The sequence below is a fragment of the Sphingobacteriales bacterium genome (assembly GCA_016719635.1).
Taxonomy (GTDB): Bacteria; Bacteroidota; Bacteroidia; order Chitinophagales; family JADIYW01; genus JADJSS01.
This window is the reverse complement of the sequence record JADJYT010000002.1, coordinates 255,663-269,502: the sequence shown is the minus strand read 5'-3', so window position 1 is coordinate 269,502 and position 13,840 is coordinate 255,663. Positions and strand designations below refer to the sequence as shown.

The following is a 13,840-nucleotide window of genomic DNA, read 5'->3' as shown; positions in this document are numbered from 1 at the left end:
GCAGTTGTTTTTCAAATCATTTATTATTTCCTGTTTTATTAATATTCAAACAAGTAAATTTGTACTATGCAACGATTAAAACTTGCCATACAGAAAAAAGGTCGTCTGAGTGACGACTCCATTCAGCTGATTCATGAATGTGACATTTCTTTTCCGAACAGTTCCGGCAAACTGGTAACCTCCGCTTATGATTTTCCGATAGATATTTTATTCCTTCGCGATGACGATATTCCGGACTATGTGCAGGACGGGGTAGCGGACATCGGGATTGTTGGGGAAAATGTGTTGGTAGAGTCCGATAAACAAGTGGATGAAGTATTAAAGATGGGCTTCGGTAAATGCCGCTTATCATTAGCAGTGCCAAGAAATCTTGAGTTTAAGTCCATTAAGGACCTGGAGGGTACATCTATCGCCACTTCCTATCCGAGGATTTTACAGCATTACCTGGATAATAATCAGGTTAAAGCCGATATCCATGTTATCAGCGGTTCCGTGGAAATTGCCCCCGGCATCGGCTTGGCGGATGCCATCTGTGATATCGTTTCCACCGGTTCCACCTTGTTGAGCAACGGGCTGAAGGAAGTGGAGCAGATTTTCCATTCGGAGGCTGTTTTGATAAAAAATAAAAACCTGTCCGATGAAAAGAAGGACATCTTACATCAGCTGTTGTTTAGGATAGAGGCTGTAAAGAGAGCGCAAAAGAACAAGTATATTCTGTTGAACGCACCCAATGTCAGTCTGGAAAAGATTATCTCCCTGTTGCCGGGAATTAATTCGCCGACGGTACAGGCATTGGCTAAAGAAGGATGGAGTTCGGTGCATTCAGTAATCACAGAAAAAGATTTCTGGGAAAAGATACAGCAGCTGAAAGACGCCGGTGCGGAAGGGATATTAGTGATGCCTATTGAGAAATTAATTTATTAAGATAAACCACTCACATGCGGTGAGGGATAAAAGTATGAAGTTATGCAATTTATAAAATACCCGGCAAGAGAATCCTGGGGCGAACTCTTAAAGCGTCCCACGAAATCTTTTGAAGAGATTGAAGGGAGGGTGGCTCCGGTTATGCAGGATGTGAAACATCGGGGAGATGCAGCATTGATGGAATATGCAGAAAAATGGGATGGTGTAAAATTGGATAGTGTTGTTGTTTCAGAAGATGAAATGCTCAAAGCGGCAAAAGAAGTGTCAGATGAGCTGAAGAAAGCGATAGATACCGCAAAAAGAAATATTGAACTATTTCATGCTGCTCAAAAGCAGGTTCCTGAAGAGGTCGAAACGATGCCCGGCGTGCATTGCTGGAGAAAATCAGTCCCCATTGAAAAAGTCGGATTGTATATCCCAGGCGGCACAGCGCCTTTATTTTCTACCGTTCTTATGCTGGCGGTTCCGGCACAGATAGCGGGATGCAGGGATACTGTCCTGTGTTCACCTCCTGATAAGAATGGAAATATCCATCCAGCGATTTTATATACCGCCCATCTGTGTGGCGTGACTAAAATATACAAAGCCGGTGGTGCACAGGCGATAGCGGCAATGGCTTACGGTACGGAATCTGTTCCGCAGGTCAGTAAGATTTTCGGGCCCGGCAATCAGTATGTGACAGCGGCAAAACAATTGGTCAATAAAGAAGGTATAGCTATTGACATGCCCGCAGGGCCGAGTGAAGTAATGGTTATCGGAGATGATGAATCCCGCCCGGATTTTATAGCAGCGGATTTGTTGTCACAGGCGGAACATGGCACAGACAGTCAGGTATTATTTGTCACGACGGAGGAAGCCTATCTGAACTTAGTGCATTTTGCGATTGATCAGCAATTGCAGAATCTGTCAAGAAAGGAAATCATTCAACAGACATTAGTGAACAGTAAACTTATAGTTGTAAAAGATATGGAGGAGGCGATTGAATTGAGCAATTTCTATGCTCCGGAGCATTTGATTCTTCAAACGAGAAATGCTGAACTCTTGGCGGAAAAAGTGATAAATGCCGGTTCTGTATTTTTAGGGCATTACTCACCGGAAAGTGCCGGAGATTATGCCAGTGGTACCAATCACACATTGCCGACAAACGGACATGCGCGTGCATACAGCGGTGTCTCTTTGGATAGTTTCGTCAAAAAAATTACGTTTCAGCAGATCAGTAAAGAAGGACTGCAGCTGCTTGGAGAAACAATCGGAATAATGGCGGCCAGTGAGCAACTGGATGCGCATAAAAATGCTGTTACGATTCGATTAAAAAGTTAAATGTTATCGGTTAGATCTATCTTTTGGTTGAACCAATAACCCATATCCTATAACTTGAAAATAATGAAAACAATAAGCATAAAAAGTCTGGTTTGCCCGCATGTCCTCACAATGAATGCCTATTCGTCGGCAAGAATGGAATATGAAGGCAAAGAAGGTGTCTTTCTCGATGCGAATGAGAATAGTCTGGGTTCGGTGACAGATGAGTTGCACAATCGTTATCCGGATCCGCTGCAAACGGATTTGAAGATTGAACTGGCCCGTTATGAGAATTTACACAGCCATCAGATTTTTCTGGGTAACGGAAGCGACGAATGCATTAATGTGCTGATTCAGTGTTTTTGTATTTCGGGTAAGGATAAGGCCATGGTTTTCCCGCCGTCATTTTCCATGTACGAACATGCTTCACATGTCATGAATATTGAATTGGTAGAAGTATTGTTGTTGGAAGAAACCTTTCAGTTAAATCTAGGTGAAATACTGAAGCAAATTCAACAGGATGAACACGAGAACGTCCTTGCGAACGAAGTGAAGCAATCTAATGTCACAACAGATAGAGATTGCTTCGTACCTTACAATGACGGAAAGGTGAAAATAATTTTTATCTGTTCGCCGAATAACCCGACAGGAAACCTGATGCATGAAAGAGATATTGAAGAATTGTTGAATGCATTTGATGGATTGGTGGTGATAGATGAAGCCTATCAGGATTTCGCCGGCAGCAGAAGCTGGACGGAGCGCCTCGATGAATTTCAGAATCTGGTAGTGATAAAAACATTCTCCAAAGCATGGGGTATGGCGGATGCACGTCTCGGGATGTTGTATGCGAATCCTGAAATTATCCATTATATGAACGTCATAAAGATGCCGTATAATGTCAGTCAGCATACCATTCAGCTGGCATTGGAAGCGTTGCAGAAAAAAGATAAGAAAGAAGCGTTCATCAGGGAATTACTCCTGGGAAGAGCCATGCTGGAAAGGGAAATGCAGAAAATTCCATTTGTTGAGAAGATTTACCCGTCGGATACCAACTTTATCCTGTTTAGGGTGCCGGATGCCAATGACTTATACAAGTATCTGTTAGGACAGAAAGTGATTGTACGCAACAGAGACAAAGCGCCATTGCTAAAAGGTTGCCTGCGTGTGAGCGTGGGCACGAAAGACGAAAATGAAAAATTCATGTACGCACTGAAAAATTATAAAGCTTAATTTTACCACATGCAAAAAATATTGTTTATTGACAGGGACGGAACACTGATTGTGGAGCCGAAAGATAATTTCCAGACGGACAGTTTTCAAAAACTGCAGTTTATTCCCAATGTCATTTCCTCCCTGAAGAAAATAAAGGAATCCACCGATTTCATTTTTGTCATGGTCACCAATCAGGATGGATTAGGTACGAAGTCCTTTCCTGAAAAAAAATTCTGGGCCCCCCATAATCTGATGTTGGATATCTTTAAACAGGAAGGCGTGGAGTTTGCAGAGGTGTGCATCGACAGGAGTTTTGCGAAAGATAACCTGCCTACCCGAAAGCCAAATACTGGCCTGCTGACAAAGTATCTCAACACCAAACAATATGATTTGGAAAACTCCTTTGTGATTGGTGACCGCTTAACGGATATACAATTAGCGAAGAATCTGGGTTGTAAGGGAATCTTATTGGGCAGAAGCGCCGACAAGACGGATGATAATAAGTTAAATCAAAGGGAACTCAAAAAAATGATTGCACTCAAGACCAACCGTTGGGATGATATTGCCGCTTTTCTGACCAATCCACCCAGAATAGCCATTGTTCAGCGAAATACCAATGAAACAAAAATCAATGTTACACTCAATCTCGATGGAACCGGAAAATCCGCTATCAAAACCGGATTGGGTTTTTTTGACCACATGCTCGAACAACTCTCCAAACATTCGGGCTGCGATATGGACATAAAAGTAAAAGGCGATTTGGATATCGATGAACATCATACGATTGAAGATACCGCGATAGCTTTGGGTGAAGCATTTCACCACGCATTGGGAAATAAAAAAGGTATTGCCCGCTATGGTTTCCTGCTGCCGATGGATGATGTCCTCGCACAGTCCGCCATTGATTTCTCCGGCAGGCCCTGGCTGGTATGGAAGGCAAAATTTCACCGGGAAAAAGTAGGCGATATGCCTACGGAATTATTTTATCATTTCTGGAAATCTTTCTCTGATGCCGCGAAGTGCAACCTGAATATAAAAGCAGAAGGCCATAATGAACACCATAAGATAGAAGCCATCTTCAAGGCAGTGGCAAAATCCATAAAAATGGCAGTAAAACGCGAAGGAAATGAGTTGCCATCTACAAAAGGGACCCTCTGATTAACAGAATATTCCCGGATTCTAAGTATAACTGCCCGAATACTCATTTCATACCTTTGTGTTGTCCACAAATTCTTATTTTATACACTCGTATTTAACATGTAAAGGGTTGATTTATAGCTGAAATTAGAATATTTTTAATTTTTTGTACATCTATGATAAGATATTTACTTTCTTCAATAATCATGTTTTGTTGTATTTTATCGCCTGCTCAGGCAAGATTGATACTTAACAATGGTGGAATCGTTCGTATCGATAGCAGCGCTTATTTGGTTATTGATAATCCCAGTCCCAATGCCATAACCAGAAATACATCCGGGCATATTATCTCAGAAGGTCCACTCAACAGGGTCAAATGGAATATTGGTACTGCGGCCGGGAATTACATCGTTCCTTTTGGTATAGGTGCTGCAGAATATATTCCGGTTTCCTTTTCAACTGCCGGTGCATCCGGTGCTGCGGGCAGTCTCACCTTTGCCGTGTATCCCGTTGGTTCGTGGCTGAATTCTTCGGCATTGCCGACAGGGGTAACCAACTTTATCAACAACTATAGCCTGGATAATTCCGCATTTGCCGTTGACAGGTTCTGGCGAATTGAGCCCACAGGGTTTACTGCCAAACCGGCTCTGACCAATTTGAATTTTACCTACAGGGATCCGGAATGGTCAGTAGCGAACAACGCGATTCTGGAATCGAATTTAATTGCACAGCGTTACAACAGCACAACCAATGAATGGGATGACTATATGCCGGGAACGGTTACCAATACAACAGCTAATACATCGACCGTTGCCGTTCTGCCTTCAGCAGAATTATACACCTGGTGGACTTTGGTCGATAACCGCTATGTATTACCGTTTGAACTGAGCTCTTTTTCGGCGTCTTGTAATGAAAGTTACGTGCAAATTAAATGGCAAACCGCATCAGAAAGCAATAATGATTATTTCGAAGTCGAACGTTCTGCCGACGGAGTCCGCTTTTATGTAATTGGGCAGATATATGCAGCGGGAAATTCCGATATTCCGCAGGACTACAGCCTGCAGGATAATCAGCCTTTGACCGGAAAGACATATTACAGGCTGAAACAAACAGATAAAGACGGCAATTTCTCCTATTCGTCTATTATAGTTATCGACTGTAAAACAACGGTTTTGACAGAACCGGTTATATCCATTTATCCCAATCCGGCAACGGATGTACTCATACTGGATATCAAAGGGATAAAAGGAAAGAAAAAGCTGACGATTTATAGTGTGCTCGGTCAGGCAATAACCAATTGGGCACTGTTGGGTGAACAGGAAGATATACAGGAAAACATTACTGTTTCTGCGTTGGCGAATGCAACGTATCTTCTTCGTATTGATGTGGATGGGGAAGTGTATCAGGTCTTGAAATTTGTAAAGAAATAAATACTTTGTTATGATAAGAAATTATCTGTTGTTGTTGTGTCTGACATTAAGTACGGCACTGTTTTCCCAAAATGTGGGTGTCAATGCCACAGGTGCTGCCCCGGATGCATCTGCTATTCTGGATGTTTCAGCTGCCGATAAAGGGTTTCTGATTCCGCGTCTTGCGCTTACACAAACGACCAGCAATGCACCGATTGGTGCAGGTATAGCCACGTCTTTGCTGGTGTACAATTCAGCAACGGTTAATGATGTAACTCCTGGTTTCTATTACTGGAGCGGCACTCTTTGGGTGCGCTTTCAATCCAATCTGGACTATGATAAAGACTGGTTTGAAGTGGGAACAACCACCGCACCGGATAATATCAACGACGATAAATTTACCTTTGGAAAGATTGGAATAGGAATCAATACACCTTCATCTCCATTGACTGTTTTCAATACAACAGATACCATTACAGAACAGCTTACCAATAATTATTCTGGAGCACTGGCATCTTATGGAATTAAAAATAATTTAACTGCATCCGGTGCAGGTTTTCGTTCAGGAATACTCAACAACTTTAATAATACCGGTACCGGTGATGAATACGGAATTCGAAATAGTATGAGTTCGTTGCATACAGGTTCTATCTATGGAATGTATACCACTATTGACAATCCTAACAATAACTTTAAAGTAGGCAGTTATACAACTATCAACGCTGGAGGTTCGGGAGCCAAATATGGAAATTTTGTCTGGTTCAGCGGTACCGGTTCCGGCGACCAATGGGGGACGTATAACGTGATGAATAATTTTGGTGCAGGTACTAATTATGGTGTCTATAACTATTCATCAAAGAGCCAGGGGCCATTGTATGGTACCTCCAATATTTTTGAACCCAATAATAGTGATGACCTTATTTATGGAACCTATAATCAGGTAAATAATATAGGTGGTAGTGCTGCTGATCCTGATGGTATTTATGGAACCTATAACTGGATTTTTGGCAATGGCTTTAAACCTGTTACAGGAACTTATAATAGTGTAACGGTTGGAACGAGTAATAATAAAAGCAATTATGGTATGTATAATGTGATGTTGCACAATAGTACGGATGCAGCCTCTAAATCATATGGTGCTTATAATATAACTGTCGGTTCTGCGGGAGGTACAGGTACCAAATATGGCGTGTATGATTCTATTGATGCTTCAACCGGTGGTGCACATTACGGTATCTATTCAGTTGTGCCAAACAATACAACAGGTTATGCGGGCTATTTTAAAGGCCGTGTTTCTCTTGGTACCAGCTTTGTAAATAATTATATCATGCCATTATCACGCGGCACGAACGGTCAAATCATGCGTACGGATGGAAGTGGTAATGTTTCCTGGGTGGATTCATCTTCCATACAGGTACAGGATGCTGACTGGTACAAAACCGGAACAACCACGGCACCAGATAATATAAACGATTCTATGTTTCATATGGGATTAGTTGGGATTGGTGTAAATACTCCCGCTTCTCCTTTAGATGTATTTACATCTTCGCAACCAACTATTGCCTCATTAAGTTCGGCTACAAATTCTGCAGCTTCTAAAAAAGGGATAAATCTCTTGATGGCAGATCAAGGTGCCGGATCCTCTACAGCAGTTGATATTGATATGTCTTCAGCGATTACCTCTACAGGTGTAAAAACTGTTTTATCAGGACTTGTAAATAATAATTCTGCTTCAGCAGTGAACGGTGTTCAGATCACTAGTGGCGGAACAGGCAATGGAGCGGAAACAGGATATTATTATACCAGTACAAATACAGGTAACGGCGCAAAAATTGGATATAAAAGTGATTTCACTTCCTCTTTGAATGCTTTTAGCTACGGAATGAACAATACATTTGCCAATCAGGGAACTCAAACAAATTTTGGAGTTTCCAATACATTTAACAGCAGGTCAATCTTTAAATTTGGTATGTATAATAATTTTGCCGGGTCTGACAGTGGAGAAGTTGTTGGTGTGTACAATAGTGTATCAAATACCGGCAGCCAGGCACACATAGGATATTACAATATGTTTTCAGGTACAGGCAATGGAAGACGATATGGAATGATAACATTAAACAATAGCAGTGGCAGTGGAGATCAATACGGAATACAAAATCTTTTTTTGGGTAGTGGATCAGGAAATAATTATGGGTTGTATAATGATTTTCAAAACAACCTCACTGGAAATATATATGGAACCAGTAATAATATTAACAATGGCAATAATGGTGCTCATATCGGTACCACAAATTCTTTAAACGGAAATGGAACCGGAAATAATATTGGTACTTACAATTTATTATCTAAAACAAATACCGGAAATCAATTTGGTACCAGGAATGAGATTTATGGAGATGGGAACGGTGTTAACTATGGTATATATAATATAATTAGCGGTAGTGGAACAGGTAATAAATATGCATCTTATGACTCAGTATTTGCAACCACGATTGGTAATAATTACGGTGTTTTCTCATCAGCATTAGATACTTTAAATGATTATGCTGGATTTTTCAGAGGAAAATTATCTGTTGGTATGGATTACACAAATAATTATGTAATGCCAACCACACGCGGTACTAATAATCAAATTATGATTACTGATGGAGTTGGAAAAGTAAGCTGGCAAAATGCATCAGTTGTTTCAGCAGACCACGACTGGTATAAATCCGGCACTACTATTCCGCCGACTTCAATAAATGATACCATGTTCCACACTGGATTTGTAGGTATTGGAGAAACTAATCCATACAGACCATTACAGGTATTAACCTCTACCGAAGATACAGTGGCAATCATCACATCTAAAGCCAACCTGGCCACCGGAAAAGCAGGAATCGCACTGAATATGTTAGATCAGGGTACCGGAAATTCCATAGCCATTAGGGCAAACATCAGTGGTGCCAATACAGGTAATAAGACAGTTCTGAGTGCCGTGGTAGACAATAATTCAGCCGGGCAGGCGATTGGAGCCAATGTCACTTTCTCAGGGACAGGAACGGGTCAGGAAACTGGTTATGTTTTTCAGTCCGCTTCAACCAATCCTCTAAATAAAATAGGTTTCCGGAATTTTGTCTCTGCCGGCAATGCCCCCAATGTTATGTTTGGATTACTGAATGAATACCTCAGCGGTTCAAGTTCACCCAACATGTTCGGGGTATACAATACATTGAACGGACGGGGAAATAAAGTCGGTATGTATACCGAAAGCACATCTGCTGACAGCAGCGATTACCGCGGAGTTTACAACCGTTTCATTTCTTCCGGTATAGGCACACGGTTTGGCGTCCAAACATTGCTTGACGGAGCAGGTAATTCAATTAATTACGGTTCTTACACGCAGATTCTAAATAGTGGTTCCGGGTTCCACTACGGTTCGTTCAATATGCTTTCCGGAAGCGGCACCGCACAGAAATATGCCTCTTACGATACGGTTCCTGTAACAGCAGGCGGCAAAGGTTTCGGCGTTTTTTCTTCTGCTTTAGATACTTTAAATGATTATGCTGGATTTTTCAGAGGAAAATTATCTGTTGGAATGGATTATACGAATAATTATGTAATGCCAACCACACGCGGTACCAACAACCAGATTATGGTTACAGATAATATAGGAAAAGTTACCTGGCAAAATGCTGCTGCAGTTGCAAGTGACCACGATTGGTATGAACAGGGAACATCAAGTGCACCAGATAATATAAGTGATTCCATGTACCACTTAGGAAATGTAGCCATCGGAAAAAATACGGCTGATTATCGGCTGGATATTTTAAGCACTAACAGGTCACGCGCTTTAAATATTACTTCTTCCGGTAGTATTGCAACAGGACCGGCAAGTTCTATATATCAGGATATCAGCACAAATATTACCACAACAAGTACATATCAGTACGGCTTGCAAAATGCATTTACCGGAACATCGAATAATTCACTATACGGTGTTTCCAATGATTTTCAAAATACCGGAACTGGAACCTTTTCAGGATATGAGAATAGATTCTTAAATTCAACACCAACAAGCAATGGATATCGCTATGGGTTGCGTAATTGGTTTTGGGGACCGGCAAGAGGTACAGGTGCAATGCATGGTATAAATAATTATTTCGTACGTGATGAAAACTATGTTGGCGGACAAGGCGATATGGTAGGTATGGTAAATGAGTGGGCAAGCGGACAAGGTGAAGAGACCGGAACACGTAATTTATTCCATTCACAAACCACAGGCAACCGTCAGCAAGGTTTATATAATTATTTCTATGATAATGAAGGCTGGCGTCAGTATGGTGTCTATTCGGAATTTACTGCAACGGATACAGCTACCAACGAATTAGCAGGTGTCAGAAATATAATCAGTACTCCAAGTTCAATTAGTGTTTATGGTGTAAATAACACAATTAACGGGACTTCTACAGGAAACCGGTATGGTGTAAGTAATTCGCTTTCCGGAGCTGGCACAGGCTACCAGTACGGAAATTATACAGAAATTTCAAATTCAGGAAATGCCAAACATTTTGGCACTTTTGATTCATTATCTGGTACAGGCTCAGGTATCCATTATGGAAAATATACAAGCCTCTCAGGCACCGGCACAGGCGACCAATACGGTAATTACACATCCATCAATAATTCTAACAATGCTTTTCATACAGGCAACTATACAGAACTGACAGGTAATGGAAACGGAGAACATATAGCATCTTATAATGTAATGCAAAATACCGGCTTTGGACCTCAGGAAGCTGTTTATAATGAAATTTATAATGGAGGCACCGGTGCAGCTATAGGTATTCGTAATTATCTTCAAGGAACAGGCCTTGGTAGCACCGGTAGTCAATATGGTGTATATTCTGATATAACCGGCACAGCAGATAATCAACTATTCGGAACCTATAATATCCTTACAGGTCAAGTAGGAGCTGTATCTTCTATTCTGACAGGTACGTATAATAATTTGACTAGCAGCAGCACGAATTCGCATTACGGTACACGTAACCTGCTGGGTGGCACAGGTACAGGCAATCAACGAGGTACCTCTAACGAAATTTCTAATAACGGATCAGGTGATCATTATGGTATATATAATTCTCTTTCCGGTACAGCTAGTGGTGCGCAATATGGTATCGGAACATTTCTTACCGTTTCCGGTAATGGTAAGCATTATGGTACTTTAAATAGATTGTCAGGTTCTGGTACTGGAACAAAATATGGTACGTATGATTCTATATTCAGTACTGCAGGTGGCAATAACTTTGCATCCATGTCTGTTGCTTTAGATACACTAAACGACTATGCAGCTTTTTTCAGAGGAAAATTATCTGTTGGTATGGATTATACGAATAATTATGTAATGCCAACTACACGAGGTACTGATGGGCAGATTTTGCGTACCGATGGAAACGGCAAGGTATCATGGGTAGATTCTTCATCTATGATAACGAACCACTGGACTAGAGTAAATGATTCGCTGTATCCCACTACGATTACGGATAATATCGGCATTGGTACTTCGTCCGCAGATTACCCGTTGACCATAAATAATAGCGATCCGGCAAAATCATATACGGTCTTGGTCGATAATAATCATACCGGTGGGACTACGGTAAGTGTATATAATCTTAACCGAGGAACGGGTGCTGGGATTAAGTGGGGGACGTACACGTATTATCCGCCAACTTCGGCGGGTACACACATTGGTTCACAAAATCATTTTACATCAACCGGTACGGGGGATGCCACAGGCATTTCAAACAATTTCTGGAGCGCCCGTGCAGCCAATAAAGCGGGTGTGACTAATTCATATTCTGGTTCAGATACGGCAGTTTTCAGAGGATTTTTTAATATCGTTTCAAATACAGGCTCAGGAATTAAATACGGAGTTTACAATAACATGGCCGGTAGTGGTATCGGAAATATATTTGGCAGCTATTCGACAATTACAAATAGTGGCAATGGTGTACATTATGCGAGCTATGCTACACTGACGGGAGCCGGTACCGGTGACCATTATGGTAGTTATGCATTTTTAAGTGGTTCAGGTTCAGGTACGCAATATGGCCAGACTGTAGAAATTGCAAATAGTGGAAATGGTACGCATTACGGTATCACAAACAACATGTCCGGTAATGGTTCGGGAAATCACATTGGATCGTATAATTGGCTGTCAGGAATAGGTACTGGTATACAGTCAGGATTTTCTACAACAATCAATAATTCAGGAAATAGTGAGCATTATGGCTACCAGAGTGATATGTCCGGCATAGGAAGCGGGGTGCATTATGGGTTGAGCAATACCCTGAGCGGCACGGGTACAGGACAGCAATATGGGGTGCAAACAACCATTTCAAATTCCGGCAATGCCTTACATTATGGTGTCCGGTCTGATCTGAGCGGGTCGGGTTCAGGTAACCATTTTGGAAATTATAATTCAATAACTGGCACCGGCATCGGCACCCAGGCTGGAAGTTATTCTACTATTACCAACTCCGGCAACAATACCCATTGGGGAAATTATGCACAACTGACCGGCGCCGGAACAGGCTGGCATCTGGGTGCCATGTTTGAAATCGGTGGAACAGGTACCGGCGAACAGACAGGTGTTTATGTTGATCTGGGGAATTCAGGCAATCGTCGCCATATGGCCTATTTTGACAGTTTATACGGCGCCGGAACAGGACCACAATTCGGGATATTAAATAAAATAGCGAATACCGGCTCCGGGTTTCATTACGGTACCTATAATGATGTGTTTGGTATCGGATCTGGATCGCATTTCGCCACATTTAATAATTTGTCTGGTGCAGGAACAGGGGCACAATATGGTACTTATACGGATATAGGAAATACAGGTAATGCCAATCATTTTGGTAGTTATACCATCTTAGACGGAACAGGTAGCGGTATACACCGTGGTTATTATACATTGTTGTCCAATACCGGTACAGGGATTCAGCGAGGTCTCGAAGTAGATTTAACCAATACGGGTACTGGAACACATGAAGGAGCCCGATATGATATCAGTGGTACAGGTACCGGACAGCAAATAGGTGCTATATCAAATATATCAAATTCCGGCGGCGGCCTGCATTATGGTTTTAGTTCTGTCATATCTAACGGTACTTTTCAAAATTACGGATACCATACGAGTGTGACAGCACCTGGTGCTACAAACGTAGGTATATACGCCACAGCCTCAGGTGCTACCAATAATTATGCAGCTATATTTGGCGGTGATGTATTACCTACTGCTAATATCACTTACGATCTCGGCGCTGCTGCAACGGCATGGAGTAATGTCTACTCAGATAATTTCGTAAACGTCAGCGACCAACGGCTTAAAAGGAATATTAAGCCATTATCCTACGGACTGAATACAATCTTACGTTTGAAGCCGGTTACTTATCAGTATAAAGCAAATGAAAACGATAAAAATAGTCTCGGTTTACTGGCTCAGGAAGTCGAAACGATTGTGCCGGAAATCGTTGTATCCGGAAAAGATTCTATGCAGACCAAAGGTGTCAACTATGTAGAGCTGGTTCCTGTACTCATCAAAGCAATCCAGGAACAGCAGCAAATCATAGATGCACAAGCTATATCAATTGAACAGCTAAAGGCAGAATATAAAGGAACTGAAGAATTAAAACAGGCTGTTTCAGAAAAAGAAAAACAGTATATTGAACTAAAAGAGCAGATATCAAAAATCAATCAGGTGTTAGGGATCGGTCTGCAAGCAAAAAATGGATATTAAGTTGGCGCAGTTGAATATAATTTATATATTTGCAGTATGGCAATTAACAAATTTTGGTGGTGGAATGGTAAACGGC

Annotated in this window: 6 protein-coding genes; all 6 read left to right on the top strand. The window is 41.6% G+C overall.

The window, feature by feature from the left end:
• The first annotated feature begins 66 nt into the window (after positions 1–66).
• The 6 genes from IPM95_05390 (at position 67) to IPM95_05365 (ending at position 13,764) form a co-directional block, all read left to right on the top strand.
• Positions 67–924, top strand: a complete 858-nt coding sequence (locus tag IPM95_05390) for an ATP phosphoribosyltransferase (protein ID MBK9328752.1) — start codon at positions 67–69, stop codon at positions 922–924.
• Between the two features lie 42 nt (positions 925–966).
• Positions 967–2,244 (top strand): histidinol dehydrogenase, encoded by a 1,278-nt coding sequence (gene hisD, locus IPM95_05385; GenBank protein ID MBK9328751.1) that lies wholly within the window; start codon positions 967–969, stop codon positions 2,242–2,244.
• Positions 2,245–2,307: 63 nt separating this feature from the next.
• Positions 2,308–3,453 carry an aminotransferase class I/II-fold pyridoxal phosphate-dependent enzyme gene (locus IPM95_05380; GenBank protein MBK9328750.1) on the top strand — a complete coding sequence of 382 codons (1,146 nt, stop codon included), beginning with the start codon at positions 2,308–2,310 and terminating at the stop codon, positions 3,451–3,453.
• 9 nt (positions 3,454–3,462) lie between these two features.
• Positions 3,463–4,593 carry a bifunctional histidinol-phosphatase/imidazoleglycerol-phosphate dehydratase HisB gene (gene hisB, locus IPM95_05375; protein MBK9328749.1) on the top strand — a complete coding sequence of 377 codons (1,131 nt, stop codon included), beginning with the start codon at positions 3,463–3,465 and terminating at the stop codon, positions 4,591–4,593.
• A gap of 155 nt (positions 4,594–4,748) precedes the next feature.
• Positions 4,749–6,002: a T9SS type A sorting domain-containing protein gene (locus IPM95_05370; protein ID MBK9328748.1), complete on the top strand. Its 1,254-nt coding sequence runs from the start codon at positions 4,749–4,751 to the stop codon at positions 6,000–6,002.
• A gap of 10 nt (positions 6,003–6,012) precedes the next feature.
• On the top strand, positions 6,013–13,764 hold the full coding sequence (locus IPM95_05365; GenBank protein ID MBK9328747.1) for a tail fiber domain-containing protein: 7,752 nt from the start codon (positions 6,013–6,015) through the stop codon (positions 13,762–13,764).
• Positions 13,765–13,840 lie beyond the last annotated feature (76 nt).